The organism is Variovorax sp. FW301-JW7, assembly GCF_058788795.1.
On sequence record NZ_JBYTBC010000010.1, the window covers coordinates 148,139 to 174,914 of the forward strand.

General features: G+C 69.1%; 24 protein-coding genes. 9 read left to right on the forward strand and 15 right to left on the reverse strand.

Features of this window, described 5'->3' with window-relative positions:
* Window positions 1-190: 190 nt before the first annotated feature.
* Both AC3WQM_RS24970 and AC3WQM_RS24975 read left to right on the forward strand, forming a co-directional pair.
* Complete coding sequence (locus AC3WQM_RS24970) at window positions 191-1,708, forward strand: CoA-acylating methylmalonate-semialdehyde dehydrogenase (protein ID WP_492682489.1); 1,518 nt, start codon at window positions 191-193, stop codon at window positions 1,706-1,708.
* A gap of 67 nt (window positions 1,709-1,775) precedes the next feature.
* Entirely contained in the window at window positions 1,776-3,410 is a 1,635-nt protein-coding gene (locus AC3WQM_RS24975) for a GMC family oxidoreductase (RefSeq protein ID WP_492682491.1), read from the forward strand.
* A gap of 6 nt (window positions 3,411-3,416) precedes the next feature.
* Here AC3WQM_RS24975 and tetR read toward each other — a convergent pair whose 3' ends face one another.
* Window positions 3,417-4,061, reverse strand: a complete 645-nt coding sequence (gene tetR, locus AC3WQM_RS24980) for a tetracycline resistance transcriptional repressor TetR (RefSeq protein ID WP_492682493.1) — start codon at window positions 4,059-4,061, stop codon at window positions 3,417-3,419.
* A gap of 77 nt (window positions 4,062-4,138) precedes the next feature.
* Here tetR and tet point away from each other — a divergent pair, with 77 nt between their 5' ends.
* Window positions 4,139-5,365, forward strand: coding sequence for a Tet(A)/Tet(B)/Tet(C) family tetracycline efflux MFS transporter (gene tet / locus AC3WQM_RS24985; RefSeq protein ID WP_492682495.1), 1,227 nt, complete (start codon window positions 4,139-4,141; stop codon window positions 5,363-5,365).
* Here the strand turns inward: tet and AC3WQM_RS24990 are convergent.
* Complete coding sequence (locus AC3WQM_RS24990) at window positions 5,362-5,637, reverse strand: GIY-YIG nuclease family protein (protein ID WP_159273524.1); 276 nt, start codon at window positions 5,635-5,637, stop codon at window positions 5,362-5,364. The genes tet and AC3WQM_RS24990 overlap by 4 nt on opposite strands.
* A gap of 181 nt (window positions 5,638-5,818) precedes the next feature.
* Here AC3WQM_RS24990 and amaB point away from each other — a divergent pair, with 181 nt between their 5' ends.
* From amaB to AC3WQM_RS25010, 4 genes are all read left to right on the forward strand, one after another.
* The gene (gene amaB / locus AC3WQM_RS24995; protein WP_492682497.1) at window positions 5,819-7,357 is read left to right on the forward strand and encodes an L-piperidine-6-carboxylate dehydrogenase; all 1,539 of its coding nucleotides are present in this window, start codon (window positions 5,819-5,821) and stop codon (window positions 7,355-7,357) included.
* Window positions 7,358-7,457: 100 nt separating this feature from the next.
* A complete protein-coding gene (locus AC3WQM_RS25000) occupies window positions 7,458-8,366 on the forward strand; it encodes an amino acid ABC transporter substrate-binding protein (RefSeq protein WP_492682499.1) in 909 nt (302 codons plus the stop codon).
* The gene (locus AC3WQM_RS25005; RefSeq protein ID WP_492682501.1) at window positions 8,363-9,580 is read left to right on the forward strand and encodes a pyridoxal phosphate-dependent aminotransferase; all 1,218 of its coding nucleotides are present in this window, start codon (window positions 8,363-8,365) and stop codon (window positions 9,578-9,580) included. The genes AC3WQM_RS25000 and AC3WQM_RS25005 overlap by 4 nt, the downstream gene beginning before the upstream one ends.
* Before the next feature lie 28 nt (window positions 9,581-9,608).
* Entirely contained in the window at window positions 9,609-11,282 is a 1,674-nt protein-coding gene (locus AC3WQM_RS25010) for a thiamine pyrophosphate-binding protein (RefSeq protein ID WP_492682503.1), read from the forward strand.
* A 7-nt stretch (window positions 11,283-11,289) separates the two neighbouring features.
* Here the strand turns inward: AC3WQM_RS25010 and AC3WQM_RS25015 are convergent, their stop codons facing one another.
* Window positions 11,290-11,592 (reverse strand): hypothetical protein, encoded by a 303-nt coding sequence (locus AC3WQM_RS25015; RefSeq protein ID WP_082818034.1) that lies wholly within the window; start codon window positions 11,590-11,592, stop codon window positions 11,290-11,292.
* A gap of 21 nt (window positions 11,593-11,613) precedes the next feature.
* Window positions 11,614-12,852 (reverse strand): ammonium transporter, encoded by a 1,239-nt coding sequence (locus AC3WQM_RS25020; RefSeq protein ID WP_492682505.1) that lies wholly within the window; start codon window positions 12,850-12,852, stop codon window positions 11,614-11,616.
* Between the two features lie 419 nt (window positions 12,853-13,271).
* Here AC3WQM_RS25020 and AC3WQM_RS25025 point away from each other — a divergent pair, with 419 nt between their 5' ends.
* Complete coding sequence (locus AC3WQM_RS25025) at window positions 13,272-14,030, forward strand: sulfite exporter TauE/SafE family protein (RefSeq protein WP_139703963.1); 759 nt, start codon at window positions 13,272-13,274, stop codon at window positions 14,028-14,030.
* Between the two features lie 48 nt (window positions 14,031-14,078).
* On the opposite strand, the gene AC3WQM_RS25030 is transcribed toward AC3WQM_RS25025, so the two are convergent.
* The 5 genes from AC3WQM_RS25030 to AC3WQM_RS25050 all read right to left on the reverse strand — a co-directional run bounded on the left by AC3WQM_RS25030 (window position 14,079) and on the right by AC3WQM_RS25050 (window position 17,615).
* Window positions 14,079-15,590 carry a tripartite tricarboxylate transporter permease gene (locus AC3WQM_RS25030; protein ID WP_492682507.1) on the reverse strand — a complete coding sequence of 504 codons (1,512 nt, stop codon included), beginning with the start codon at window positions 15,588-15,590 and terminating at the stop codon, window positions 14,079-14,081.
* Window positions 15,591-15,603: 13 nt separating this feature from the next.
* Window positions 15,604-16,092, reverse strand: a complete 489-nt coding sequence (locus tag AC3WQM_RS25035; RefSeq protein ID WP_070063464.1) for a tripartite tricarboxylate transporter TctB family protein — start codon at window positions 16,090-16,092, stop codon at window positions 15,604-15,606.
* 314 nt (window positions 16,093-16,406) lie between these two features.
* Window positions 16,407-16,817 (reverse strand): RNA-binding regulator, encoded by a 411-nt coding sequence (gene rbp, locus AC3WQM_RS25040; RefSeq protein WP_159278843.1) that lies wholly within the window; start codon window positions 16,815-16,817, stop codon window positions 16,407-16,409.
* 182 nt (window positions 16,818-16,999) lie between these two features.
* A complete protein-coding gene (locus tag AC3WQM_RS25045) occupies window positions 17,000-17,236 on the reverse strand; it encodes a DUF3820 family protein (RefSeq protein WP_056584018.1) in 237 nt (78 codons plus the stop codon).
* Between the two features lie 7 nt (window positions 17,237-17,243).
* The gene (locus AC3WQM_RS25050; RefSeq protein WP_492682645.1) at window positions 17,244-17,615 is read right to left on the reverse strand and encodes a translation initiation factor Sui1; all 372 of its coding nucleotides are present in this window, start codon (window positions 17,613-17,615) and stop codon (window positions 17,244-17,246) included.
* A 58-nt stretch (window positions 17,616-17,673) separates the two neighbouring features.
* Between AC3WQM_RS25050 and AC3WQM_RS25055 the strand changes: the two genes are divergently transcribed.
* Window positions 17,674-18,951, forward strand: a complete 1,278-nt coding sequence (locus tag AC3WQM_RS25055; protein ID WP_492682509.1) for a DEAD/DEAH box helicase — start codon at window positions 17,674-17,676, stop codon at window positions 18,949-18,951.
* A 77-nt stretch (window positions 18,952-19,028) separates the two neighbouring features.
* Here AC3WQM_RS25055 and AC3WQM_RS25060 read toward each other — a convergent pair whose 3' ends face one another.
* The 6 genes from AC3WQM_RS25060 to AC3WQM_RS25085 all read right to left on the reverse strand — a co-directional run bounded on the left by AC3WQM_RS25060 (window position 19,029) and on the right by AC3WQM_RS25085 (window position 26,736).
* Window positions 19,029-19,790: a slipin family protein gene (locus AC3WQM_RS25060; RefSeq protein WP_489060181.1), complete on the reverse strand. Its 762-nt coding sequence runs from the start codon at window positions 19,788-19,790 to the stop codon at window positions 19,029-19,031.
* 95 nt (window positions 19,791-19,885) lie between these two features.
* Entirely contained in the window at window positions 19,886-21,052 is a 1,167-nt protein-coding gene (locus tag AC3WQM_RS25065) for an acyl-CoA dehydrogenase family protein (RefSeq protein WP_492682511.1), read from the reverse strand.
* An 11-nt stretch (window positions 21,053-21,063) separates the two neighbouring features.
* Window positions 21,064-22,224, reverse strand: a complete 1,161-nt coding sequence (locus AC3WQM_RS25070; protein WP_492682513.1) for an acyl-CoA dehydrogenase family protein — start codon at window positions 22,222-22,224, stop codon at window positions 21,064-21,066.
* A 28-nt stretch (window positions 22,225-22,252) separates the two neighbouring features.
* On the reverse strand, window positions 22,253-23,149 hold the full coding sequence (locus AC3WQM_RS25075) for an SDR family NAD(P)-dependent oxidoreductase (RefSeq protein WP_492682515.1): 897 nt from the start codon (window positions 23,147-23,149) through the stop codon (window positions 22,253-22,255).
* 30 nt (window positions 23,150-23,179) lie between these two features.
* The gene (locus AC3WQM_RS25080; protein WP_492682517.1) at window positions 23,180-25,129 is read right to left on the reverse strand and encodes an acetyl/propionyl/methylcrotonyl-CoA carboxylase subunit alpha; all 1,950 of its coding nucleotides are present in this window, start codon (window positions 25,127-25,129) and stop codon (window positions 23,180-23,182) included.
* Window positions 25,126-26,736, reverse strand: a complete 1,611-nt coding sequence (locus tag AC3WQM_RS25085; protein WP_492682519.1) for an acyl-CoA carboxylase subunit beta — start codon at window positions 26,734-26,736, stop codon at window positions 25,126-25,128. The genes AC3WQM_RS25080 and AC3WQM_RS25085 overlap by 4 nt, the downstream gene beginning before the upstream one ends.
* Window positions 26,737-26,776: the final 40 nt, after the last annotated feature.

The window sequence follows — 26,776 nt, forward strand, 5'->3', positions numbered from 1 at the left end:
GTACGCCCCCCCCCCCCCCCCCCCCCCCCCCCCCCCCCCCCCCCCCCCCCCCCCGCCAGGATGAAGGCGCGCAGAATCTGGAGGTCCATCGATGACGTAGTCATATAAGAATGATTTATAGCGTCATCGACGCGAATTCATTGGCTTTCTCTTCGTGGATTGGGCCAAATTGCCTTCAGGAGACCCGCACATGTCCATCAGCACCCGAAATATCGACCACCACATCGCCGGCGCCCCCGCCGCCAACACCTCCGGCCGCACGCAGGACGTGACCAACCCCGCCACCGGCGCCGTCACCGGCAAGGTCGGCCTGGCCGACGCCGCGCAGGTCGGGGCCGCCGTGGCCGCCGCGCAGGCCGCGTTCCCGGCCTGGGCCGACACACCGCCGATCCGCCGGGCGCGCGTGATGTTCAAGTTCCTGGAGCTGCTCAACCAGCACAAGGACGAGCTCGCCCACCTCATCACCGCCGAGCACGGCAAGGTCTTCACCGACGCGCAGGGCGAGGTGAGCCGCGGCATCGACATCGTCGAGTTCGCCTGCGGCATTCCCCAGCTGCTCAAGGGCGACTTCACCGACCAGGTGAGCACCGGCATCGACAACTGGACGCTGCGCCAGCCGCTGGGCGTGGTCGCGGGCATCACGCCCTTCAACTTCCCGGTGATGGTGCCGATGTGGATGTTCCCGGTGGCCATCGCCGCGGGCAACACCTTCGTGCTCAAGCCCAGCCCGACCGACCCGAGCGCGTCGCTGCTGATGGCCGAGTTGCTCAAGAAGGCCGGCTTGCCCGACGGCGTGTTCAATGTGGTGCAGGGCGACAAGGTGGCGGTCGACGCGCTGCTCGAGCATCCTGACGTCAAGGCGATCAGCTTCGTCGGCTCCACGCCCATCGCCAACTACATCTACGAGACCGGTGCCCGCCACGGCAAGCGCGTGCAGGCGCTGGGCGGCGCGAAGAACCACATGGTCGTCATGCCCGACGCCGACATCGACCAGGCCGTCGACGCCCTCATCGGCGCCGGCTACGGCTCGGCCGGCGAGCGCTGCATGGCGATCAGTGTCGCGGTGCTGGTGGGCGACGTGGCCGACCGGCTGCTGCCCAAGCTCATCGAGCGCACGAAGACGCTGAAGGTGCTCGATGGCGAGAACCTCGCGGCCGAGATGGGCCCGATCGTCACGCGCGCCGCGCACGAGCGCATCACCGGCTACATCGCGCAGGGCGAGAAGGAAGGCGCGAAGCTGCTGGTCGACGGCCGCAGCTTCGACGGCAACAAGGCTGGCGAAGGCTGCGGCGATGGCTTCTGGATGGGCGGCACGCTGTTCGACCACGTCACGCCCGAGATGCGCATCTACAAGGAAGAGATCTTCGGCCCCGTGCTGGGCTGCCTGCGCGTCGCGACCTTCAAGGAAGCCGTCGACCTCATCAACGCGCACGAGTTCGGCAATGGCGTGAGCTGCTTCACGCGCGACGGCAACGTGGCGCGCGAGTTCGGCCGCCGCATCCAGGTCGGCATGGTCGGCATCAACGTGCCGATCCCGGTGCCGATGGCCTGGCACGGCTTCGGCGGCTGGAAGAAGAGCCTGTTCGGCGACATGCACGCGTATGGCGAAGAGGGCGTGCGCTTCTATACGAAGCAGAAGTCGATCATGCAGCGCTGGCCGGAGAGCATCGGCAAGGGCGCGGAATTCGTGATGCCCACCGCGAAGTAAAAAGGGGCGCCGCACGCGCGGCGCTGCTTCCATCCGAAGAACAACGAGAGACAAAAAGCCAGCCGCCATGAGCGACACCACCTTCGACTACATCATCATCGGCGCCGGCACCGCCGGCTCGCTCATCGCCAACCGCCTGAGCGCCGACAAGACCAAGCGCGTGCTGCTCATCGAGGCCGGCCGCAAGGACGACTACCACTGGATCCACATTCCGGTGGGCTACCTGTACTGCATCGGCAACCCGCGCACCGACTGGCTCTACAACACCGAGCCCGACGCGGGGCTCAACGGCCGCACGCTGCGCTATCCGCGCGGCAAGACGCTGGGCGGCTGCTCGAGCATCAACGGCATGATCTACATGCGCGGTCAGTCGCGCGACTACGAGCACTGGGCCGCGCTCACGGGCGACGAGGGCTGGCGCTGGGAGAACGTGCTGCCAGCCTTTCGCAAGCACGAAGACTTCTACCTGGGCGCCGACGAGATGCACGGCGCGGGCGGCGAATGGCGTGTCGAGAAGCAGCGGCTGCGCTGGGACATCCTCGATGCGTTTGCTGACGCGGCCGTGCAGGCCGGCGTGCCGCACACCGCCGACTTCAACCGCGGCAGCAACGAAGGCGTGGGCTACTTCCAGGTCAACCAGAAGAACGGCTGGCGCTGGAACACCGCCAAGGCCTTCCTGCGGCCCACCTGCTACGGTCGCCCCAACTTCGAGCTGTGGACCGGCGCGCAGGTGTCGCGCCTGCTGTTCGAGACGCTGCCCGACGGCACCAAACGCTGCACCGGCGCGCAGGTGTGGGACGGCTCCGAGATGACCACGGCGCACGCCGAGTGCGAAGTGATCCTGAGCGCGGGCGCTATCGGCTCGCCGCAGATCCTGCAGCTGTCGGGCGTCGGCCCGGCCGATCTGCTGCGCCAGCACGGCATCGACGTGGCGCTGGACGCACCCGGCGTCGGCGCCAACCTGCAGGACCACTTGCAGATCCGTGCGGTCTACAAGATCGAGGGCGCGCCCACGCTCAACGTGCTGGCCTCGTCGCTGGTCGGCAAGGCGAAGATCGGCCTCGAATACCTGCTGAAACGCAGCGGCCCGATGAGCATGGCGCCGTCGCAGCTCGGCGCCTTCACGCGCAGCTCGCCCGACCGCGCGTGGCCCAACATCCAGTACCACGTGCAGCCGCTGTCGCTCGACGCCTTCGGCGAGCCGCTGCACAGCTTCCCGGCCTTCACCGCGAGCGTGTGCAACCTGAACCCGACGAGCCGGGGCTCGGTGCGCATCAAGAGCGCGCGTTTCGAAGACGCGCCCGCCATCGCCCCCAACTACCTGAGCACCGAGGAAGACCGCAAGGTCGCGGCCGATTCGCTGCGCGTGACGCGCCGCATCGCGCAGCAGCCCGCGCTCGCGAAGTACAAGCCGCAGGAGTGGAAACCCGGCGTGCAGTACCAGACCGACGACGACCTCGCGCGGCTGGCCGGCGACATCGCCACGACCATCTTCCATCCGGTCGGCACCACCAAGATGGGCGCCGACGGCGACCCGATGGCGGTGCTCGATGCGCGCCTGCGCGTGCGCGGCGTGCGCGGCCTGCGCGTGGTCGATGCGGGCGCGATGCCCACCATCACGAGCGGCAACACCAACAGCCCGACGCTGATGATGGCGGAGAAGGCGGCGGGCTGGATTCTGGAAGACAACCGCAACCGCTGAGCCGGCTCAGCGGCGCGGCTTGGCGCGGCTCTTGGTGTCGGCCTCCAGGCGCGCCTTCGCGCCTTCGAGCATCAGGTCCACGCCGACCTCGAACATCGCATCGGGACCGGCCTTGCGGTAGCTGGCGAAGGCCTCGGCCAAGAGCGGGCGCGAGGCCGCGGCGGCATCGAGCGCCTGCTGCCGGATTTCCGCATCGGGCGGTGCCGCCTGCTCCTCGAGCACGCAGCCCACGGTGTAGCGGCCCAGCGCGATCAGCAGCGCCATCGCCTGCGTCGCCGGCAGGCCCCGGCTGACCACGGCGGCCAGTTGGGCTTCCACCATCTCGAGGTCGCCCGGGTCGGGCTCGGAGCCGGCATGCAGGCGTGCGCCGTCGCGTCGCGCGAGCAATGCGCGCCGGAAGCTGCGCGCGTTCTCTCGCAGGAAGGTCTCCCACGACTCGCCCTCCAGCGGCAGCCGGCGGTCGTGCGCGCGGCGCAGGATCTCGCGGTTCATCGCGTCGAGCAGCGCGCGCTTGTTCTTGAAATGCCAGTACAGCGCAGGCTGCTGCACGCCGAGCCGCTCGGCCAGCAGCCGGGTGCTGAGCTTGTCCATGCCGACCTCGTCGAGCAGCGCGAGCGCGGCTTCGAGGATCACTTCACTGTCCAGTTTCATGGCGATGTGCGTGCCCTGGTTCGGGCGAATGAGGGCTGCTTCACAGCCTGGAATTTATCGCTGATAATTCCTTATCAATGATAAATTCTGATCTTTCTTCTCCGTCCGCCGCAGCGGGCGGGCGCCACGCGCAGGCGGTGATCCTCGCGATCGTCACGCTCGACGCCGTCGGCATCAGCCTGGTCATGCCCATCGTGCCGGGCCTGCTGCGCGAGGTCGGCCACACCGGCGACCTCGGCTGGCGCTTCGGCGCCTTTCTGTCGCTCTACGCGCTGATGCAGTTCCTGTGCGCGCCTGTGCTCGGCGCGCTGAGCGACCGCTTCGGCCGACGGCCGGTGCTGCTGGTGTCGGTGGCGGGCGCGGCGATCGATGCGCTCTTCATGGCCTTTGCGCCCTCGCTGTGGATGCTGTTCGTGGGTCGCGCCATCGCAGGCATGACGGGCGCGAGCATGGCGGTGGCCTCGGCGGCCATCGCCGACCTCACGCCCGAGCAGCAGCGCGCGCGCTGGTTCGGCCGCATGGGCGCCTGCTTCGGGCTGGGCTTCATCGCCGGGCCGGCCATCGGCGGTGTGCTCGGCGACCACGGCGTGCGGCTGCCCTTCGTGGCGGCCGCGGTGCTCAACGGCATCACGTTCCTGGTCGGCCTGCTGGTGCTGCGCGAGTCGCGCCCGCCAGCGCTCGCGGCCCGGCCCTTCGACCGCGGCGTGCTGCATCCGCTGGCGCCGCTGCGCTGGGCCATGGGCATTCCTGCGCTGCTGCCGATCCTGGGCGTGTTCGGGGTGCTGGTGATGGTGGGCGAGGTCGCCGGCACGACCTGGGTGCTCTACGGCGAGGACCGCTTCGCCTGGAACGCCACCACGGTCGGCCTGTCGCTCGCGTGCTTCGGCCTGCTGCATGCGCTGGTGCAGGGCTTCGTGGCGGGCCCGGTGGTCGAGCGCTGGGGCGAGCGCGCGGCGATCGCCCTCGGCACGTTGGCCGACTGCACGGCCTACGCGCTGATCGCCTTCGCCACGCAGGGCTGGATGGCGCTCGCGCTGCTGCCGCTGCTGTGCATGGGCGGCATCGGCCAGCCCGCGCTGCAGGCGACGCTCTCGCGGCGCGTGGGCGAGGCCGAGCAGGGGCGGCTGCAGGGCGTGCTCGCGAGCCTCTCCAGCCTGGCCTCGGTGGTCGGGCCGCTGGTGATCAGCGCGGTCTACTTCGCGTTCCGCACGCGCTTTCCGGGCATCGTGTGGCTGGCCGGTGCCGTGCTCTATCTGCTGTGCCTGCCCGTGATGCTGCGCAGGTCGCCTGCGGGGGGTGGCTAGCTCTCGAAGAACGCCAGCTTGCGGGCGCGAGGCAGCGCCTTGAGCGCGATCTCCGCCCGCAACGCGGCGCCCTTGTCGGGGTACTGGCGCGCCGCCAGCACGCGCTGCGGCGGACGCGCGCGCGTGAACTTGGCGCCCAGCCCGAAGACATGCTGGAAGAAGCGCTGCTCCACGTCGAGCGCGATGCCCGCGTAGTACACGCCGCCCTCGCATTCCAGCAGGTAGAGCCAATAGGGCGGGGGCGGCGAGGGATCGGGCGGTTTTCGGGGCACGTGCGCATTGTGCGGGTGGGCGTTTGTCGTGCGTTGAAGGAAGGTGTCGTCACGGAGTTCATTCGCAAAACGCACCAAGTCCTTCCAATTTTTCGCTAGGCAAGGGCGCGGGTTTCGCACATATTGGCCCGTTCCCGCCGTCGCATTTCTTCTTCTGTCCTTCCTTCTCCCTGGAGCGTCCATGCCAGAAGCCCAGACCCCCGTGTCCCTCCCCGCCGAGGTCGACCAACTGCTGCATCGCCTGGGCGTGCCCCGCACCGCCCACACCGGCGGCGACCTCACGGTGCGCTCGCCGGTCAGCGGCGAGGTGATCGCGCAGGTGCCGCAGACCACGGCCGTGGAAGCCTCCGGCGCCATCGGCCGTGCGCACGAGGCCTTCAAGGCTTGGCGCCTGGTACCGGCGCCGCGCCGCGGCGAGCTGGTGCGCCTGCTGGGCGAAGAGCTGCGCGCCGCCAAGCACGACCTGGGCCGCCTCGTCACGCTGGAGGCCGGCAAGATCCCGTCCGAAGGCGCGGGCGAAGTGCAGGAAATGATCGACATCTGCGACTTCGCGGTCGGCCTCTCGCGCCAGCTCTACGGCCTCACGCTGGCCACCGAGCGCGCCGAGCACCGGATGATGGAAACCTGGCACCCGCTGGGCGTGTGCGGCGTGATCTCGGCCTTCAACTTCCCGGTGGCCGTGTGGTCGTGGAACGCGGCGCTCGCACTGGTGTGCGGCGACCCGGTGGTGTGGAAGCCGTCGGAAAAAACGCCGCTCACCGCGCTGGCCGTGCACGCCATCGCGCAGCGCGCCATCGAACGCTTCGGCGACGCGCCCGAAGGCCTGCTCGGCCTCTTGCTGGGCCGGCGCGACATCGGCGAGGTGCTGGTCGACGACCCCCGCGTGCCGATCCTCTCGGCCACCGGCTCCACGGCGATGGGCCGGCAGGTCGGCCCGAAGCTGGCGGCGCGCTTTGCCCGCGCCATCCTCGAACTGGGCGGCAACAACGCTGCCATCGTCACGCCCTCGGCCGACCTGGACCTTACGCTGCGCGGCATCGCCTTCGCGGCCATGGGCACGGCGGGCCAGCGCTGCACCACGCTGCGGCGCCTGTTCGTGCACGAGAGCGTGTACGACCAGCTCGTGCCCCAGCTCGTGAAGGTCTACGGCAACGTGCAGGTGGGCGATCCGCGCGAGGCCGGCACGCTGGTCGGTCCGCTGATCGACCGCGCGGCCTTCGACGGCATGCAGAAGGCCCTGAACGAAAGCCGCGAGACCGGCGCCACGGTGCACGGCGGCCAGCGCGTCGAGGGCATCGGCACGCCGGACGCGTTCTATGTGCGCCCGGCGTTGGTGGAGTTGAAGTCGCACGCCGGCCCGGTGCTGCGTGAGACCTTCGCGCCCATCCTCTATGTGGTGCGCTACAGCTCGCTCGACGAAGCCATCGAATGGCACAACGCGGTGGGCGCGGGCCTGTCGTCGTCGATCTTCACGCTCAATGTGCGCGAGGCCGAGCGCTTCATGTCCAGCGCCGGTTCCGACTGCGGCATCGCCAACGTCAACATCGGCCCGAGCGGCGCCGAGATCGGCGGCGCCTTCGGTGGCGAGAAGGAAACCGGCGGCGGGCGCGAAGCGGGCTCGGACAGCTGGAAGGCCTACATGCGCCGCGCGACCAACACCATCAACTACTCGACGGCACTTCCCCTTGCGCAGGGCGTGACCTTCGACATCGGCGACTGAACAACCCCGGCCCGTGGTGCCTGCCGCGCGGCGTTTCGCCGCAGCGGCCAGGCAGCGGCCGCACCTATCCCCCCAGAAAAACCACCAGGAGACAGCAAAGATGAAGATGCAACTGAAGACCCTCGCCACCGCCGCGCTGCTTGCGCTCGCCTTCGGCACCACCGCCACCGCGCAGCAGGCGCCCACCGGCGGCACGCTCGACAAGATCAAGGCGAGCGGCAAGGTCGTGCTCGGCGTGCGCGAAGCCTCGCCGCCCATGGCCTACATGCTGGGCGCGGGCGAGAAGTACGTGGGCTACCACGTCGAGCTCTGCGAGCGCGTGCTGAAGGACATCACGCCCAACGCCAAGCTCGAATACATGGCCGTGACCGCGCAGAACACCATCCCGCTGGTGCAGAACGGCACGCTGGACATCGGCTGCGGCCCCACCACCAACAACACCGCGCGCCAGCAGCAGGTGGCCTTCGCGCTCACCACGTACGTGAGCGAAGTGCGCATGGCGACCAAGGTCGACTCGGGCATCACCACGCTCGACCAGCTCGCGGGCCGCAACGTGTCGGCCTCGACCGGCACCACCGCCGTGCAGCTGCTGCGCAAGCGCGAGCGCGCACAGAACGTCTCGTACAACACCATGCTCGGCAAGGACCACCTGGAGAGCTTCCTGCTCATGGAGTCGGGCCGCGCCGATGCCTTCGTGCTCGACGACAACCTGCTCGCCGGGATCATCGCGAACTCGAAGAACCCGACGGCCTACCGCATCACCGGCGAGGCGCTGGGCTCCGAGCCGATCGCGCTGCTGTTCCGCAAGGACGACCCGGCCTTCAAGGCGGCAGTGGACGACTCGCTGCGCAAGCTCATGAAGAGCGGCGATCTCGAGAAGATCTACACCAAGTGGTTCGTGGCCGCGATCCCGCCGAAGAACACCAGCCTCAACCTGCCGATGAGCCCCGCGCTCAAGCAGCTGATTCTCGAACCCAACGACAAGCCGCTGGAGACCTACGCCAAGTGACAGACGCCGCCGTGTTCTCGCCGGCGCAACGCGTGCGCGCCATCAATGTCTCGGAGATCCTGCGCATCACCGACCACGCGCAGGCGCTCAAGCGCGCCGGCCGCCCGGTGATCGTGCTGGGCGCGGGCGAGCCCGACTTCGACACGCCCGAGAACATCCGGCATGCTGCCTCGCAGGCCATTGCGCATGGCGACACGCGCTACACGGTGCTCGACGGCAGCCCGGCGATGAAGGCGGCGGTGCAGCTGAAGTTCAAGCGCGACAACGCGCTGGACTTCGCGCTCGACGAGATCAGCGTGAGCGCGGGCGCCAAGCAGGTGATCTTCAATGCGCTGATGGCGAGCCTGAACCCGGGCGATGAAGTGATCCTGCCCGCGCCGTACTGGACTTCGTATGCGGACATCGTGCAGATCTGCGGCGGCGTGCCGGTGTCGGTGGCGTGCGGCGAGGAGAACGGCTTTCGGCTGACGGCCGCGCAACTGCAGGCCGCCATCACGCCGCGCACGCGCTGGCTGTTTCTCAACTCGCCGTCGAACCCGAGCGGTGCGGCCTACAGCGCGGCGCAACTGAAGCCGATCACCGACCTGCTGCTCGACCATCCCCACGTCTGGGTGCTGGCGGACGACATTTACGAACACATTCTCTACGACGGCCTCGCGTTCGCAACGCCGGTGGCTGTCGAACCGCGGCTGCGCGAACGCACGCTCACGGTGAACGGCGTGTCGAAGGCCTATGCGATGACGGGTTGGCGCGTCGGCTACGGCGCCGGACCGCGCCCGCTGATCGCCGCGATGGCGGTGGTGCAAAGCCAGTCGACCTCGTGCCCGTCGTCGGTGAGCCAAGCCGCGGCGATCGAGGCGCTCACCGGACCGCAGGGCATCGTGGCCGAGCGCTGCGCATCCTTTCAACAGCGCCGCGATGTCGTCGTGGCCGCGCTCAACCGCACGCCGGGCCTGCACTGCCGCGTGCCCGAAGGCGCCTTCTACACCTTCGCAAGTTGCGCGGGCGTGCTCGGCAAGCGCACCGCCGCCGGCGCGCTGCTGCAGACCGACAGCGACTTCTGCCGCTACCTGCTGCAGGAGGTCGAGGTGGCGGTGGTGCCGGGCAGCGTGTTCGGGCTCGCGCCGTATTTCCGCATCTCGTATGCGACGTCGATGGCGCAGCTGGAAGAGGCGTGTGCGCGCATCGCCGCTGCCTGCACCGCGCTCTCCTGACCCTCATCTTCATCCCACTGGAACCTTCATGACTTCCTCCCGCACCGGCGGCCAGATCCTGGTCGACCAGCTCATCACCCACGGCGTCAAGCAGCTCTTCTGCGTGCCCGGCGAAAGCTTCCTGGCCGTGCTCGATGCATTGCACGACGCATCGATCGACGTGACGGTGTGCCGGCAGGAAGGCGGCGCGGCAATGATGGCCGAGGCACAGGGCAAGCTCACGGGCCAGCCCGGCATCTGCTTCGTCACGCGCGGCCCCGGCGCCACCAACGCGGCGGCGGGCGTGCACATCGCGCACCAGGATTCGACGCCGCTCTTGCTGTTCGTCGGCCAGGTCGCGCGCGACGCGATGGGCCGCGAGGCCTTCCAGGAGCTGGACTACGGCGCGGTCTTCGGCACGATGGCCAAGTGGGTCGTGCAGATCGACGACCCGGCGCGCGTGCCCGAGCTGGTGTCGCGCGCTTTCCATGTCGCGACCTCGGGCCGGCCCGGTCCGGTGGTGATCGCGCTGCCCGAAGACATGCTGACCGAAGCCGCCGTGGTGGCCGATGCGCTGCCGTATGCCGTCACCGAAACGCATCCGGGCGCGGCGCAGATCGCCGAGCTGCAGCAGCGCCTGTCGCAAGCGCAGCGGCCCGTCGTCATCCTGGGCGGCAGCCGCTGGTCCGAAGCCGCGACGCAGCAGTTCGCGCAGTTCGCCGAGGCGCATGCGCTGCCCGTGTACTGCTCGTTCCGCCGCCAGATGCTGATGTCCGCCGAGCACCCCTGCTATGCGGGTGACCTGGGGCTCGGCGCCAACCCGCGCATGCTGGAACGCATCCGCAATGCGGACCTCGTGCTGCTGGTGGGCGGGCGTCTGTCGGAAGTGCCGTCGCAGGGCTATGAGCTGTTCGCGATCCCGCAGCCGAAGCAGGCGCTGGTGCACGTGCACGCCGATGCCGACGAGCTCGGCAAGCTCTATCGCCCGACGCAGGGCATCCACGCCACGCCGCAGGCGTTCGCCGAAGCGGTGTCCGCGTTGCGTCCGGCGTCACCGCCCGTGTGGCAGGCCGAGACGAAGACCGCGCGCGAAGACTTCCTGCGCTGGAGCGACCCGGCCGCGATCCGCATCCCCGGTCCGCTGCAGATGGGCGAGGTCATGCAGCACCTGCGCGAGGTGCTGCCGGCCGACACCATCTTCTGCAACGGCGCGGGCAACTTCGCGACCTGGGTGCACCGCTTCTGGCCGTTCCGCGCGTTCGCGAGCCAGCTCGCGCCGACCAGCGGTTCGATGGGCTACGGCCTGCCGGCCGGCGTCGGCGCCAAGCGGCTGTGGCCCGAGCGCGAGGTGGTCGTGTTCGCGGGCGACGGCGATTTCATGATGCATGGCCAGGAGTTCGCGACCGCCGTGCAGTACGGCCTGCCGATCCTCGTGGTGCTGCTGGACAACGGCATGTACGGCACGATCCGCATGCACCAGGAAAAGCACTACCCCGGCCGCATCAGCGCCACGCAGCTGAAGAACCCCGACTTCCGTGGCTACGCCGAGGTGTTCGGCGGCCACGGCGAGCGCGTGACCACGACGGAAGAATTCGGCCCCGCACTGGCGCGTGCGCGTGCCAGCGGCAAGCCGGCGATCCTGCATTGCCTGCTGGACCCGGAGGCGATCACGCCCGCGAGCACGCTGGCGTCGATCCGCAAGGCGGCGCTGGCCGCGAACTGAGGCGTCGTCAGCGCAGCCCGCCGACATAGCGCGGCGGCGGCGTGGGCGGCAGGCCGTCGGGCTGGCGCGCCGCCAGCCGCGCGGCGCGCGCCAGCGGTTCCATGGCCTGCTCCAGCCGCGTGGCGAGCTGGTCGAGTTCGTCGTCCTTGGTCTCGGCGGCGTGCTGGCGCGTCATGCGCACGATCTCGGCGGCGTACTCGGCATTGGTGGCCATCCATTCGGTGTCGGTCACGCGCCCGTGCTTTCGCCGCAGTGCCACGTGAAGGCGTGCTGCAAGCGCGATGCGTTCGCTTTCGGACATGGAGGGCATGGCGGGGTCTCCGTCGTTGGGTCAGGCTCCCAGGTGTTCCTTGTGTTGAGCAAGATCGAGGCCCACCAGTTCGCTCTCGGGGTCGACACGCAATCCGACCAGCACATGCACCAGGAACAGCACGATGGCCGTGCCGGCCGCGCTGTAGATCGCCACGCTGGCGACCGCGATCGCCTGCGTCAGCACGTTGCCCGTCGCGCCCGAGATGCGCGGGTCGGCGAACACGCCCGTGAGCAGCGCGCCCACGATGCCGCCGATGCCGTGCACGCCGAACACGTCAAGCGAGTCGTCCGCACCGAGCAGGTGCTTCAGGCCCGTGGCGCCCCAGTAGCAGGCCAGCCCGGCGATGGCGCCGATGGCCAGCGCCGACAGCGGCGTGACGAAGCCGGCCGCCGGCGTGATCGCCACCAGCCCGGCCACGAGGCCGGAGCACAGGCCCAAGAGCGACGGGCTGCGGCGCACGATCCATTCGCCGATCATCCAGCTCATGGCGCCGGCCGCCGCCGCGATGTGCGTGACCAGCATCGCCAGGCCGGCGCGCCCGTCGGCCGCCACCGCCGAGCCGGCATTGAAGCCGAACCAGCCCACCCACAGCAGGCCCGCGCCCGTCATGGTGAGCGCCAGGCTGTAGGGCTCGAAGGCCTCGCGCCCGTAGCCCCGGCGCGGCCCGAGCGCATAGGCGCACACCAGCCCCGCGATGCCCGCGTTGACGTGCACCACCGAGCCGCCTGCGAAGTCGAGCGCACCCATCTGCGCGAGCCAGCCGCCCGGCTCCCACACCCAGTGCGCGACCGGCGCGTACACGAGCACGCTCCACAGCAGCGCGAACCACAGCAGCGCCGAGAAGCGCATGCGCTCGACAAAGGCGCCGAGCACCAGCGCGGTGGTGATGATCGCGAAGCTCAGCTGGAACATCGCGTAGACCGACTCCGGCACGTTCGGCGCCACGTGGCTCACGGCCACCTGGCCGGCCTCCTTCAGGTACTCGAAGCCCGAAAAACCGATGCGCGAGAGCTTGCCCAGCCAGGGCCAGCCGGGCGTGAAGGCCAGCGAGTAGCCGAGCGCGAACCAGGTCAGCGAGACCACGGCGGCGATCGCCACCACCCCGGCCATGGTGGCCAGCACGTTCTTGCGCCGCACCATGCCGGCATAGAAGAGCGCGATGCCGGGCAGCGTCATCAGCAGCACCAGCGTGGTCGAGGTCATCATCCAGGCGGTGTCGGCCGCGTTCAGGGAGGCTTGGGGTGCCAGCAGGGCCATGACCGTTTCTTCTTGGAGTGGTGGACGACAGGCCTGTGTGCACGAGTCATGCCATCTTGTTAACTGCCTGAAACACTTTGGTTTCCCAACCGGGGGGTCGAAGTAACACGAAGCGGGTAATTCCTAATGCACCGGGCGGGTGCGCGCTTGCACAATCTGCGCACTCGCGACGGGCCCTGCTCGTACTGCCGAGGGTCCGAGGAGACAAGCTTCCGATCGATCAACAAGAACATTCTTCAAAGGCTCCGTACGAGATGCCTGTCTGATATTTGAAAAGCGCCGCTGGTCGGCGCTTTTTTTTGCCCGTTCGCAGCGCAAACGCGGGCGCTTTCTTCCAAGCCAAACAAGCCTCCTGGCCAGCCGCTACCGGCCACCACAGCTATCGTTTCGATAGCGATTCCGGTGAGACAATCGCCCGCATGGAAATGCTGGTGGTCACGGGCGCCTCACTGCTCGCGGGTTTTATCGATGCGATCGTGGGCGGCGGCGGGTTGATCCTGGTGCCGGCCCTCTTTGCGGTGTTTCCGGGCGCGCCGCCCGCCACGCTGCTGGGCACCAACAAGAGCGCGTCGATCTGGGGCACCGCGGCCTCGGCGGCCCAGTTCAGCCAGCGCGTGCAGATGCGCTGGAGCGCCATGTGGCCGGCCGCGCTGCTGGGTTTCGGCGGCTCGATGCTCGGCGCCTGGACCGTCACGGTCTTTCCGGGCGACTTCCTGCGCCGGGCGCTGCCGGTCATCCTGCTGGGTGTGCTGGTCTACACGCTGGCGCGCAAGGACATGGGCCGGCTGCACGCGCCGCGCTTCAGCGGCCGTGCCGAGACCCTGGCGGCCAGCACCATCGGCCTGACCATCGGTTTCTACGACGGCTTCTTCGGGCCGGGCACGGGCAGCTTCCTGGTGTTCCTGTTCGTGCGCTGGATGGGCTACGACTTCCTCAACGCCTCGGCCTCGGCCAAAGTCATCAACACCCTGACCAACGCCGCCGCGCTGATCCTGCTGGCCGCCAAGGGCCACGTCTGGTGGCACTACGGGCTGGTGATGGCCGTGGCCAACGTGGCCGGCAGCCTGGTCGGTACGCGCGTGGCGCTGAAGCATGGCGCGGGCTTCGTGCGGATCGTGTTCATCGTGGTGGTGAGTGCGCTGATCCTGAAAACCGCCTACGACGCGTTCCTGAAATAAAAAAAGCCCCTGGCGTTCGGCCAGGGGCTTTTTTTCGGGGCGCCGAGGTCAGTCTTCGACGAACGCTTCTTCGCGCTTCGCCTTGATCGCCGGCAGCAGCACGATGGCCAGCAGCAGCGCCGCAGCGATCAGCAGGCCCGCCGACAGCGGCCGCGTCACGAACACGCTCCACGCGCCGCGCGACAGCAGCAGCGCGCGCCGCAGGTTCTCTTCCATCATCGGCCCGAGGATGAAGCCCAGCAGCAGCGGGGCCGGCTCGGTGCGCAGCTTCAGGAACAGGTAGCCGATGAAGCCGAAGATCGCCACCATCCACACGTCGAAGGTGTTGTTGTTGGTCGAGTACACGCCGATCGCGCAGAACAGCACGATGGCCGGGAACAGGAACTTGTAGGGCACCGTCAGCAGCTTGATCCACATGCCGATCAGCGGCAGGTTCAGGATGATCAGCATCGCGTTGCCGATCCACATCGAGGCGATCAGGCCCCAGAACAGCTCGGGGTTGCTGGTCATCACCTGCGGGCCGGGCTGGATGTTGTGGATCGTCATCGCGCCCACCATCAGTGCCATCACCGCATTGGGCGGAATGCCCAGCGTCAGCAGCGGGATGAAGGAGGTCTGCGCGCCGGCGTTGTTGGCCGACTCGGGCGATGCCACGCCGCGGATGTTGCCCTTGCCGAAGGGCACTTCGCCCGGGCGCATCTTGATCTTCTTCTCCAGCGCATAGGCCGCAAAGGCCGCCAGCAGTGCACCGCCGCCGGGCAGGATGCCCAGGGCCGAACCCAGCGCCGTGCCGCGCAGCACGGCGGGCGTCATGCGCTTGAAGTCCTCCTTGGTGGGCCACAGGCCCTTCACCTTGTGCGTGAACACCTCGCGCTCGTCATCGGGCTGCGAGAGGTTGCCGATGATTTCGCCGTAGCCGAACACGCCCATGGCGATCACCACGAAGCCGATGCCGTCGGTGAGCTCGGGAATGTCGAAGCTGAAGCGCGCGACGCCCGAGTTCACGTCGGTGCCGACGATGCCCAGCAGCAGGCCCAGCACGATCATCGCCACCGCCTTGAGCAGCGAGCCGGAGGCCAGCACCACCGCGCCGATCAGGCCCAGCACCATCAGCGAGAAATACTCGGCCGGGCCGAACTTGAAGGCCAGCTCGGTCAGCGGGGGCGCGAAGGCGGCCAGGATCAGCGTGCCGACGCAGCCCGCGAAGAACGAGCCCAGGCCCGCCGCGGCCAGCGCGGGGCCTGCGCGGCCCTGCCTTGCCATCTGGTAGCCGTCGATACAGGTGACCACCGAGGACGACTCCCCGGGCAGGTTCACCAGGATGGCCGTGGTCGAGCCGCCGTACTGGGCGCCGTAGTAGATGCCGGCCAGCATGATCAGCGCCGACACGGGCGGCAGCGCGTACGTGGCGGGCAGCAGCATCGCGATGGTCGCGACGGGGCCGATGCCCGGCAGCACGCCGATCAGCGTGCCCAGGATGCAACCGACCAGGCAGTACAGCAAGTTGGTGAAGGTGAAGGCGACGCCGAAGCCGGTCGCCAGGTTGTGGAACAGTTCCATGGCGGTGTGCTCCTCAGCCCGAAATGAAGGTGGGCCAGACCTGGATCTGGAGCTTGAGCGCCCAGATGAAGGCCACATAGCTGCCGGCCGCCAGGATGGTGGAGAGCACCAGCACGTCGCGCAGCTTGAAGTGCTCGCCGGCCATGCTCGAGATGATCGTCAGCGCGTAGATCGCGATGATCATGCCCATCGCCGGCAGCCCGACGCTGGGCAGGCCGCCCAGCAGCACGCCGAAGGCCAGGTTGGCGCCGAGCACGAAGGCCAGCGGCTTCCAGGCCCATTTGCCGATCTTGTCGCCGTCGGCGCTCTCGACCACCATGGCCTGGAACATGATCAGCGCGCCCAGCAGCGCCAGCAGGATGCCCAGCATCAGCGGAAAGTACCCCGGCCCCATGCGGGCGCCGTCGCCGATGGTGTAGGTGGTGGCGCCGATGGCGAACGCGCCACCGACGGCGGCGAACATGACTCCTGAGAAGAAGTCCGCCTGTCTCTTGATTTTCATTGTCTCGACCCTCTGTTTTCGAAGGGACGAGGGTCGTCGCCGGCGGCTGACCATAGGCTGACCACCACGGTACGCACTAATGCTTACAGGGAAAGCACGGACTCTCCCCCAGGCTTCGCGCACTTCGTGTCGCTTTCGCCAACCCCCTTCCGGGGGCAACACCAGCGGCCCGGCAAAGCCGGTTCCGCGGTGTTCCTCGAAGGGGCAGGGAACGGGGCCGGGTTTGTGGGGTGGGCCAGAAACGAAAAAAGCTCCCGAAGGAGCTTTTTATTCATTCAGAGCGCCGAGGCGCTCATGAGTGTGTGGGGGAGGGCTTAGTAGCCGCCGCGGCCACCGCCGCCGCCGCCGTAACCACCGCCGCCGCCACCGCTGCGGCCACCACCGCCGCCGCCGTAACCGCCGCCGCCGCCACCACCGTAGCCGCCGCCGCCACCACCGCCGTAGCCGCCACCACCGCCGGTGCGGGGGGGACGTGCTTCCATCGGACGGGCTTCGTTCACCGTCAGGGCGCGGCCCTGCAGCGATGCGCCGTTCATGCCTTCGACTGCAGCGAGTGCTTCAGCGTCGGTGCCCATTTCGACGAAGCCGAAGCCCTTCGAACGGCCGGTGTCACGTTCCATCATGACCTTGGCGCTGACGATCGAACCGAATTCGCCGAAAGCTTGTTCCAGGTCGTTGTCACGCACGGAGTAGGCGAGGTTGCCCACGTAAAGTTTCTTGCCCATGGAGGGACTCCTAATTCAAACCAAAAAAACACAAAGCGATGGAGTCCCAGAATCACAACAAACTAATGCGCTGTGGCGCGAAACTGACCGATCACCAAATTACGTGCACGGGAGCCGAGGCTCGCAGACACGTGAGCCGGATTATCCGGCCCGATTTCCTAAAAAAGGGGGGAAATCTTGTGTTATCGAGAAACATTCCGACCCGACGGGCGGTTTCGCAACGGTTTGAGCAGGTCGGACAGGCCGTTGTGGTCTATTTCATGCATCAAAGCGAGCAGCCGGCCAATTTCTCCCGCGGGAAAACCCTCGCGCGCGAACCAAGTCAGGTAATTTCCGGGCAAATCGGCGATCAGCGTGCCCTTGTGCTTGCCAAAAGGCATTTCGAGCGTCACCAGGCGCTGCAGGTCTTCGGGGTTCATGCGCTGTTCAGCCGCCCGCGCGCTTAACCGTGTGGCCCTGCTTCACGAGGGCGGCGATGACCACCTCGCGGTGATCGCCCTGGATCTCCACGGTGCCGTCCTTCATCGTGCCGCCCGTGCCGCAGGCCGCTTTCAGCTGCTTGCCCACGGCCGCCAGCGCCGCCGCGTCGAGCGGCAGGCCCTTGACCACGGTCACGCCCTTGCCCTTTCGGCCCTTGGTCTCGTGCGATACGCGGACAATGCCGTCCGTGGCCGCCGTGCGGGCCTTCGCGAGTTCCTTGCAGCGGCATTGCGCCATCGGGGCGCCGCAGTCGGGGCACATGCGCCCGCCCGCCTCGGTGGAGTACACCAGCGTGCTGCCGGTGCGCAGGTTCTTCATCGTTCCCATTCGGTCCGTCTTTCTTTCGATCTCTCTTTTTTTTCCCGGTGCCCGTTCCATGCCATTCGATACCCTGGGCCTGACCCCCGCACTCGCGCAAGCGGCCGCCGCGAGCGGCTTTGCCGCGCCGACCGCCATCCAGGCGGCGGCCATCCCTGCCATTTTGCAGGGCCGCGACCTACGGGGCTCGGCACAGACCGGCTCCGGCAAGACGGCCGCATTTTCCCTGCCGCTGCTGCAGCGCCTGGCCGCCGAACCCGCCGCGTCGGCGTCGCGCCGCCTGCGCGCACTGGTGCTCGTGCCCACGCGCGAACTCGCGGCCCAAGTGGGCGAGACGCTGGAAGACTTCGCACGGCACCTGCCCGAGCGCCTGAAGATCGTCGTCGCGGTCGGCGGCGTCTCGATCAACCCGCAGATGATGCGGCTGCGCGGCGGCGCTGACATCGTGGTCGCCACGCCCGGCCGGCTGCTCGACCTGGTCGAACACAACGCGCTCACGCTCGACGCCGTGTCGACGCTCGTGCTCGACGAGGCCGACCGCCTGTTCGACCTGGGCTTTGCCGAGGAGCTGCAGCGCATCCTGGCGCTGCTGCCGGCGCGGCGCCAGAACCTGCTCTTTTCGGCCACCTTCCCGATCGCCATCCAGGCGCTGGCCGACGACATGCTGCACGACCCGGCGCTGGTCGACGTGCAGGGCGAGCCCGGCACCCGGCCCGACATCGTGCAGCGCGCCATCGAGGTCGACGCCGCCCGTCGCACCCAGCTGCTGCGCCAGCTGCTGAAGGACAACGAAGGCACCTGGGACCGCGTGCTGGTGTTCGTCGCCACGCAACACGCCGCGCAGACCGTGGCCGAGAAGCTGTACCGCAACGGCATCTACGCCGTGCCCTTCCACGGCGACATCGCGCAGGGCACGCGCCGCGACATCCTGGCGCAGTTCAAGCAGAGCCGCTGGGACGTGGTGATCGCCACCGACCTCGCGGCGCGCGGCCTCGACATCGCGCAGCTGCCCGTGGTCATCAACTACGACCTGCCGCGCTCGCCCACCGACTACATCCACCGCATCGGCCGCACCGGCCGCGCGGGCGCGAGCGGGCTGGCGATCAGTTTCGTGAGCCCCACCACCGAGGCGCACTTCCGCCTGATCGAGAAGCGCCAGGGCCAGCGCGTGCCGCGCGAGCGCATCGCGGGCTTCGAGCCGACCGAGACGGCGCCGGTGCTGGTCGACACCTCGGGCAACGGCGGCATCAAGGGCGCGCGGCCGAGCAAGAAGGACAAGCTGCGCGCCGCAGCGGCGCTGGCCGCACAGGCGGGCGGTGGGGAAGACGCGGACTGACGCGCGTCAGGCGTCGGCCGGCATGCAAGGAGGCCGGCGGGTGCTTCGAACGGTTTTCCGCTTTCGTGCGTTGCGCGCTATGCGTGCTGCTTGCCGAGAAAGCTCGTGATCAGGTCCACCGGCAGCGGAAAGACGATCGTCGTGTTCTTGTCCGCGCCGATCACCGTGAGCGTTTCCAGGTAGCGCAACTGGATCGCCTGCGGTTCCTGCGCCAGCACGCGCGCGGCCTGGAACAGTTTCTCGGACGCCTGCAGCTCGCCCTCGGCATGGATCACCTTGGCGCGGCGTTCGCGTTCCGCCTCGGCCTGCCGCGCGATGGCGCGGATCATGGATTCGGTGAGGTCGATCTGCTTGATCTCGACGTTCGACACCTTGATGCCCCATGACGCCGTCTGCACGTCCAGCGATTCGCGCACATCCAGGTTGAGTTTCTCGCGCTCGGCCAGCATGTCGTCCAGCTGGTGCTTGCCGAGCACCGAGCGCAGCGTGGTCTGGGCCAGCTGGCTGGTGGCGTTGAAGAAGTCCTTGACCTCGATGATGGCCTTGGCCGCATCGACGATGCGGAAGTAGACGACCGCGCTGACTTTCACCGACACGTTGTCGCGCGAGATCACGTCCTGCGTCGGCACTTCGAGCACCACGGTGCGCAGGTCGACGCGCACCACCTGCTGGATGGCCGGGATCACGAACACCAGCCCGGGCCCTGCCACCTTCGAGAAGCGCCCCAGGGTGAACACGATGCCGCGCTCGTACTCCCGGAAGATCCAGATCGCCGAAAAGAGCAGCGCCGCCAGCAGGACCAGAACGACGGCGCCGATGCCGTAAGTGAAAGAGAGCATGGTGATCTCCCGCGACTCAGCAAAGGTGCTGAACGGTTGGACACCTGCCGCGCAGCGGCGTTCCGGCCGGGCCGGAATAAAGCTCGGTGCCGCCGCTACACCCACCCCAGCTGCCGCGCCGCCAGCTCCTTCATGATCTCCTCGGCGCCACCACCGATCATCATCACCTTGACCTCGCGGTAGACGCGCTCGCTCACGGTGCCGCGCATGAAGCCCATGCCGCCGAGGATCTGCACCGCCTGGTCGGCGCAGAACTGCATGGTCTGCGTGGCGTGGTTCTTGAGCAGGCAGACCTGCGCCACCCACTCGGGCGCGTTGATGCGGCCTGCCGCCTCGTGCGCGTCACCCTCGGCGGACACGGCCTCGAGCCAGGCCTCGGTCGAGGCGATGCGCATCTGCATGTCGACCAGCTTGTGGCGCACCGCCTGGTGTTCGATGAGCGCGGCGCCGAAGGTCTTGCGCTCGCGCGACCAGGCCAGCGCTTCGTCCAGGCAGGCCTGCGCGAAGCCCAGCGCGCCGGCCGCGAGCCCGACGCGCTCGCCGTTGAAGTTGCCCATGACCATGCGGAAACCGCCGCCTTCGTCGCCCAGCAGGTAGCGCGCGGGCACGCGCACGTTGTCGAAGTGCAGCGTCGCGGTGTCGGAGCACAGCCAGCCCATCTTCGCGAGCCGCGTGCGCGAGAGGCCGGGCGCGTCGCCGGGTACCAGCAGCATCGAGAGCCCACCCGCGCCGCGGCCTTCGCCGGTGCGCACGGCCACGGTGATCCAGTCGGCGCGCATGCCCGAGGTGATGAAGGTCTTCTCGCCGTTGAGCACGTAGTGATCGCCGTCGCGCTTGGCCGTCGTGCGCACCGCGGCCACGTCGGAGCCGCCGCCGGGTTCGGTGATCGCAAGCGCGGCGATCTTCTCGCCGCGCAGCACCGCGGGCACGACCTCGCGGCGCACGGCATCGCTCGCGTGCAGCACCACGGGCGGCAGGCCGATGTTGTGCGAGAACAGGCTCGCGAGCACGCCGCCGCTCTGGCCGTGGCGCGCGAGCGCGACCCACGCGGGCAGCTTCAGCGCATACGAGGCGGGCGTGCCGCCGAGTGCTTCCGGGTAGCCCAGGCCCAGCAGGCCCAGCTCGGCCGCGCGGGCGTACAGCGCGCGCGGGAACTCGCCGGCCTCGTCCCAGGCCTGCACGTTCGGTGCGATCTCGGTCTGGGCGAAGCGGCGCACCGTGTCGGCGAGCGCCGCACGGTCGGCCTGCAGTTCCGCGTCCATGGCGTGCCCGGTCAGCCGCGCGGCGGGCGCTTGGCGATGCCCATGGTCTTGGCGAGGATGCCGAGCATCACTTCGTCGGCACCGCCGCCGATCGAGCCCAGGCGGCCGTCGCGGTACAGGCGCGCCACGCGGTTCTCCAGCGTGAAGCCCATGCCGCCCCAGAACTGCAGGCAGGTGTCGGCCACCTGGCGCGTGAGGCGGCCGGTCTTGAGCTTGGCCATCGAGGCGAGCTCGAGCACGTCCTCGCCCTTCACGTGCAGGTCGCAGGCGCGGTAGGTGAGGGCGCGCAGCGCCTCCACCTCGGTCTTCAGTTCGGCCAGCTTGAACTGCACCCACTGCTGGTCGGCCAGCGTGGCGCCGAACATCTGGCGCTGCTGCGCCCATTCGATGGTCTGCGAGATGCAGTCGTCCATCGGTGCGAGCGAACTGGCCGCGCACCACAGGCGCTCTTCCTGGAACTGCTGCATCTGGTAGACGAAGCCCTGGCCCTCTTCGCCGATGCGGTAGCGCTGCGGCACGCGCACGTTGTCGAAGTAGATGAGGCCGGTGTCGCTCGAGTCCATGCCGATCTTGCGGATCTTCTTCGCCTTCTCGATGCCGGGCAGGTTCATCGGCACCATCACGAGCGACTTGTTGCGGTGCACCGGGCCCTCGCTGGTGTTGACCAGCATGCACATCCAGTCGGCCTGCAGGCTGTTGGTGATCCACATCTTCTGGCCGGTGATGAGGTAGTCGTCGCCGTCCTTCTTCGCGTAGGTCTTCAGGCCCGCCACGTCGCTGCCCGCGCCGGGCTCGCTCACGCCGATGCAGCCGACCGTGTCGCCGGCGATGGCGGGCACCAGGAACTCGCGGCGCAACTCGTCGCTGCCGAAGCGTGCGAGCGCGGGCGTGCACATGTCGGTCTGCACGCCGATGGCCATCGGCACGCCACCGCAGCTGATGTGGCCCAGCCCTTCGGCGAAGGCCATCGCAAACGAGTAGTCGAGCCCGGCGCCGCCGAAGGCCTCGGGCTTGTTCAGGCCCAGCAGGCCGAGGTTGCCGAGCTTCTTGAAGACCTCGTGCGCGGGAAAGATCTCGGCCTCTTCCCATTCGTCGACGTGGGGGTTGATCTCCTCGTCGATGAACCGGCGCAGGGTGTTCTGCATCTCGAGGTGTTCATGGGTGTACTGCATCACTGGTCTCCGTTCGTTCGTTCGCTCGTTACTTGTCCTGGAACACGCGCGGTGTCTGCGCGAGGTGAAAGCCGTCGTAGGGCCGCACCGCGGGGCGCTGCTGCGCCTGCGCGTCGGGCAGCGCCATCGGCCAGCCCATGCGCGCCTGCGGGCGTGCGCCGTCCACGCGCAGCACGGTGCCGCTGATGAAGGCGGCGGCCGGGCCCAGCAGGAAGGCGATGGCGGCGGAGGTCTCGGCCTCGTTGCCGAAGCGGCCGGCCGGCACGGTCTTGCGCATGGCGCGCAGCATGTCGCCGGCCTCGGGCGGGTAATGGTCCATGCCGCTGGAGGCGATGTAGCCCGGCGCCACGGCGTTCACGCGCACGCCGCTCACGGCCCATTCGGCGGCGGCGGTCTCGGTGAAGCTCACCATGCCGGCGCGCGCGGCGCCGCTGTGGCCCATGTTCGGCATCGACCCCCAGATGTCGGCCACGATGTTGACGATGGCGCCGCCGTTCGCCTGCATGCTCTGCAGGTAGCACTCGCGCGCCACCAGGAAGCCGCCCGTGAGGTTGGTGTGGATCACCGCCTCCCAGCCCTTGGCCGAGATGGCGGCCAGCGGCGTGATGTACTGGCCGCCCGCGTTGTTGACCAGCCCGTCGATGCGCCCGTGCGCCGCGACGATGGCCTTCACGGCCTCGCGCACGGCGTCTTCCTGGCGGATGTCGAAGGCCTGCGTGCTGGCCCGGCCGCCGGCGGCTTCGATCTCGGCGCGCACCGCGTCGAGCTTCTCGGGCTTGCGCCCGACCAGCACCACGTGGGCGCCGAGCGAGGCCAGTTCGTGCGCGGTGCAGCGGCCGATGCCCGAGCCGCCGCCGGTGACGACGATGCATTGCCCGGCGAACAGGCCAGGCGCGAAGACGGAGCGATAGTGGGATGCGTTCATTCGACAGGTTCTCGAAAAAAGGAAGGGCCTTCAGGCCTCGGCGATCTCGGCCACGATGTGGCGCGCGGCCACCTGCGTGCCCACGGCCACATGCAGCGCCGCGACGCGGCCCGCGCGCGGTGCGCAGTGCACGTGTTCCATCTTCATGGCTTCGAGCGTGACCAGCGGCTGGCCGGCGGCGACGGTGTCGCCCTCGGCGGCGAGCAGCGCGACCACGCGGCCGTTCATCGAGGCGCGCAGCAGGCCGTCGCCGCCGCCCGCGCCGGCGCGCGGAACGGCCACGTGCGTGAGGTCGTCGAGGCGGTGGGCGTGGCCGTCGAAATGGAAGTCCACGCGTTCGGAACGCCGCACGACCCGCGCCTGCGCGACCACGCCGCCGCAGGCGAAGCGCAGCAGGCCGTCGTCCGACAGCGCCAGCAAGGCGAGCGACACGGGCGCGGCGTCGTCCAGCACGACCTCGAAGTGCGCCGCGCCGCGTGGCGTCACGCGCGCCGTGTGCACGGCGCCGTCGAGCGCAAAGCGCAAGGCATTGGGCAGCGTGTGCGCCAGCGGCGAGGGCCAACCGCGCGCGCCGGTCTGCAGCAACAGGGCTGCGAGCAGGGCGGCGCGCGTGTCGCTCGCGGTGTCGGCGGCCAGCAGCGCATCGAGGTGGTCGCCGATGAAGGCGGTGGTCGCTCCGCCGCTTGCGAACACGGGGTGCGCGAGCGCGCGCTGCAGCAGCGCCTGGTTGGTCGGCAGGCCGAGCGCCACCGTGTCGCGCAGGCCCGCCAGCAGCCGCTGCCGTGCTTCGTCGCGCGTGCGCCCCGACGCGATGAGCTTGGCGATCATCGAGTCGTAGAAGGGCGGCACCTCGGCGCCGTCGCGCAGCGCGTGTTCGGTGCGCAGCGCCGGTGACGTGCGCCATGCGCTCAGCGTGCCGCTTTGCGGCAGGAAGCCCTGCTGCGGGTCTTCGGCGCACAGGCGCACTTCGATCGCATGGCCGGTGATGCGCACGTCGTCCTGCGTCAGCGGCAGCGGCTCGCCGGCCGCCACGCGCAGCTGCAGTTCGACCAGGTCCAACCCCGTCACCGCTTCGGTCACGGGGTGCTCCACCTGCAGCCGCGTGTTCATCTCCATGAACCAGTACTGGCCCTGCGCGTCGAGCAGGAACTCGAGCGTGCCCGCGCCTTCGTAGGCGATGGCCTTCGCGGCGGCCACGGCGGTGGCGCCCATGCGTGCGCGCAGCGCGGCATCGACGGCCGGCGAAGGTGCTTCCTCGATCACCTTCTGGTGGCGCCGTTGCACCGAGCAGTCGCGCTCGCCGAGGTGGATCGCGTGGCCGTGGCGGTCGGCAAACACCTGGATCTCGATGTGGCGCGGCGCGACGATGGCGCGCTCCAAAATCACGGTGGCGTCGCCGAAGGCATGCAGCGCCTCGGACTGCGCACTCTGCAATTGCTCGGCAAAGGCGCCGGCCGAGGCCACGAGCCGCATGCCGCGCCCGCCGCCGCCGGCCGTGGCCTTGATCATCACGGGCCAGCCGATGCGCTCGGCCTCGGCGGCCAGCGTGGCAGTGCTTTGATCGTCGCCCTGGTAGCCGGGAATGCACGGCACGCCGGCCGCCTGCATGAGCCGCTTGGCACCGGCCTTGTCGCCCATCGCGACGATGGCCTCGGGCGACGGACCGATGAAGACCAGCCCCGCGTCGCGGCAGGCCTGTGCGAAGGCCGCGTTCTCGGCGAGGAAGCCGTAGCCCGGGTGCACCGCGTCGGCGCCGCTGGCGCGGGCCGCCGCAACGATCGACTCGATGTTCAGGTAGCTCTGCGCGGGCAGCGGCTCGCCGATGCACACGGCCTCGTCGGCCTGGCGCACGTGCTCGGCGTCTGCGTCGGCGCGGGAGTACACGGCGACTGTGCGGTAGCCCATGGCGCGCGCGGTGCGCATCACGCGCACGGCGATCTCGCCGCGGTTGGCGATCAGGATTTTTTGAAATTCGCTCATGGCCGTGCCACCGAAAACTGCATGGGTTGCGGGGCGCGTGCCTCGGCGTCGCGGCAGATCGACAGCGCCTCGGCCAGCACGGCGCGCGTGTCGCGCGGGTCGATCACGCCGTCGTCCAGCAGCAGCGCGCTGGTGGTGAAGACGCTCATCTGGCGCTCGAAGCGCTCGACGATCTGGCGCTGCATCGCGTCGATCTTGTCGCGGTCGACGGCACCCTTGCGGGCCATGCCAGCCTCCATCACGATGGCCATGGTCTGCGCGGCCTGCTCGCCGCCCATCACGGCGGTGCGCGCGTTGGGCCAGCTGAAGCAGAAGCGCGGCGCGAAGCCGCGCCCGCACATGCCGTAGTTGCCCGCACCGTACGAGGCGCCGCAATGCAGCGTGATCTGCGGCACGTTGGCGCTGGTCACGGCCTGGATCATCTTGGCGCCGTGCTTGATGATGCCGGCCTCCTCGTGCGCGCGGCCCACCATGTAGCCCGTGATGTTCTGCAGGTAGACGATGGGCGTGCGCGACTGGCAGCAGGCCTGGATGAAGTGCGTGGCCTTGGTGGCGCCGTCGGAATCGATGGGGCCGTTGTTGGTGATGATGCCCACCGCATGCCCTTCGAGGCGGATGTGGCCGCAGACCGTGGCGCTGCCGTAGTGCTCGCTGAAGGCCAGGAACTCCGAGCCGTCGGCGATGCGCGCGATGACCTCGCGCATGTCCACCGGCCGTCGGCCGTCGGCGGGCATGAGGCCCATCAGCTCTTCGGCGTCGTGGCGCGGCGGTGCGAAGGTGCGCGGCGTTTCGTCGCGCGCCCAGTCGATGCCGCCGAGGATGGCGCGTGCGATGCGCAGCGCGTCGCGGTCGTCCTCGGCCAGGTAGTCGCCCAGGCCCGAGATGTGGGTGTGCATGACGGCGCCGCCCAGTTCTTCCTCGGTGGCGATCTCGCCGGTGGCGGCCTTCAGCAGCGGCGGCCCGGCCAGGAAGGCCCGCGTGCGGTCGCGCACCATCACGATGTAGTCGGACAGGCCCGTCTGGTAGGCGCCGCCCGCGGTCGACGAGCCGTGGGTCACCGTCACCACCGGCAGGCCCGCGGCCGAGAGCCGCGCGAGGTTGCGGAAGATGTTGCCGCCGCGCACGAAGTCCTGCACGCGGTACTGCATGAGGTTGGCGCCCGCGCTTTCGACCAGCTGGATGAAGGGCAGCTTGTTCTCCAGCGCGATCTCGTGCAGGCGCAGCTGTTTGTCCAGACCCATGGGCTGCAGCGCGCCGGCGTCGATGCCGGAGTCGGAGGCGCTGATCATGCAGCGCACGCCCGCCACGCGCCCGATGCCGGCGATCAGGCCGCCCCCGGGCACGCTCTTGGCGAGGTCGGGGTTGTCCTGGCCCAGGCCCGCCAGCGTGGCCAGCGGCAGGAAGGGCGCGCCGGTGTCCAGCAGCAGCGCGAGGCGTTCGCGCGGCAGCAACTGGCCGCGCTTGGCGAAGCGCTCGGCCGAGGCGCTGGAGGCGGCCACGGCGCGGGCTTCGTGGGACCGGACCTGCGCCAGCAGCGAGAGCATGCTGGCGCGGTTGGCCTGGTAGGTGTCTGCGGCCGTCTGCAGCCGGGATTCGAGAAAGGGCATGGGGGTCTGTGCGAAGCGCAACGTGTCGTTCGCACAGACT

Excerpts from the sequence above, each read along its gene's own strand:
- AC3WQM_RS25055 (WP_492682509.1), top strand. The coding sequence starts at position 17,674 with ATGCCATTCGATACCCTGGGCCTGACCCCCGCACTCGCGCAAGCGGCC.
- AC3WQM_RS25020 (WP_492682505.1), bottom strand. The coding sequence starts at position 12,852 with ATGGCCCTGCTGGCACCCCAAGCCTCCCTGAACGCGGCCGACACCGCC.
- AC3WQM_RS25015 (WP_082818034.1), bottom strand. The coding sequence starts at position 11,592 with ATGCCCTCCATGTCCGAAAGCGAACGCATCGCGCTTGCAGCACGCCTT.
- AC3WQM_RS25025 (WP_139703963.1), top strand. The coding sequence starts at position 13,272 with ATGGAAATGCTGGTGGTCACGGGCGCCTCACTGCTCGCGGGTTTTATC.
- AC3WQM_RS25010 (WP_492682503.1), top strand. The coding sequence starts at position 9,609 with ATGACTTCCTCCCGCACCGGCGGCCAGATCCTGGTCGACCAGCTCATC.
- AC3WQM_RS25065 (WP_492682511.1), bottom strand. The coding sequence starts at position 21,052 with ATGGACGCGGAACTGCAGGCCGACCGTGCGGCGCTCGCCGACACGGTG.
- AC3WQM_RS25030 (WP_492682507.1), bottom strand. The coding sequence starts at position 15,590 with ATGGAACTGTTCCACAACCTGGCGACCGGCTTCGGCGTCGCCTTCACC.
- amaB (WP_492682497.1), top strand. The coding sequence starts at position 5,819 with ATGCCAGAAGCCCAGACCCCCGTGTCCCTCCCCGCCGAGGTCGACCAA.
- AC3WQM_RS25035 (WP_070063464.1), bottom strand. The coding sequence starts at position 16,092 with ATGAAAATCAAGAGACAGGCGGACTTCTTCTCAGGAGTCATGTTCGCC.
- AC3WQM_RS25075 (WP_492682515.1), bottom strand. The coding sequence starts at position 23,149 with ATGAACGCATCCCACTATCGCTCCGTCTTCGCGCCTGGCCTGTTCGCC.
- AC3WQM_RS25050 (WP_492682645.1), bottom strand. The coding sequence starts at position 17,615 with ATGAAGAACCTGCGCACCGGCAGCACGCTGGTGTACTCCACCGAGGCG.
- AC3WQM_RS25045 (WP_056584018.1), bottom strand. The coding sequence starts at position 17,236 with ATGAACCCCGAAGACCTGCAGCGCCTGGTGACGCTCGAAATGCCTTTT.
- AC3WQM_RS25085 (WP_492682519.1), bottom strand. The coding sequence starts at position 26,736 with ATGCCCTTTCTCGAATCCCGGCTGCAGACGGCCGCAGACACCTACCAG.
- rbp (WP_159278843.1), bottom strand. The coding sequence starts at position 16,817 with ATGGGCAAGAAACTTTACGTGGGCAACCTCGCCTACTCCGTGCGTGAC.
- tet (WP_492682495.1), top strand. The coding sequence starts at position 4,139 with ATGATAAATTCTGATCTTTCTTCTCCGTCCGCCGCAGCGGGCGGGCGC.
- tetR (WP_492682493.1), bottom strand. The coding sequence starts at position 4,061 with ATGAAACTGGACAGTGAAGTGATCCTCGAAGCCGCGCTCGCGCTGCTC.
- AC3WQM_RS25060 (WP_489060181.1), bottom strand. The coding sequence starts at position 19,790 with ATGCTCTCTTTCACTTACGGCATCGGCGCCGTCGTTCTGGTCCTGCTG.
- AC3WQM_RS24970 (WP_492682489.1), top strand. The coding sequence starts at position 191 with ATGTCCATCAGCACCCGAAATATCGACCACCACATCGCCGGCGCCCCC.
- AC3WQM_RS25070 (WP_492682513.1), bottom strand. The coding sequence starts at position 22,224 with ATGCAGTACACCCATGAACACCTCGAGATGCAGAACACCCTGCGCCGG.
- AC3WQM_RS24975 (WP_492682491.1), top strand. The coding sequence starts at position 1,776 with ATGAGCGACACCACCTTCGACTACATCATCATCGGCGCCGGCACCGCC.
- AC3WQM_RS25080 (WP_492682517.1), bottom strand. The coding sequence starts at position 25,129 with ATGAGCGAATTTCAAAAAATCCTGATCGCCAACCGCGGCGAGATCGCC.
- AC3WQM_RS25000 (WP_492682499.1), top strand. The coding sequence starts at position 7,458 with ATGAAGATGCAACTGAAGACCCTCGCCACCGCCGCGCTGCTTGCGCTC.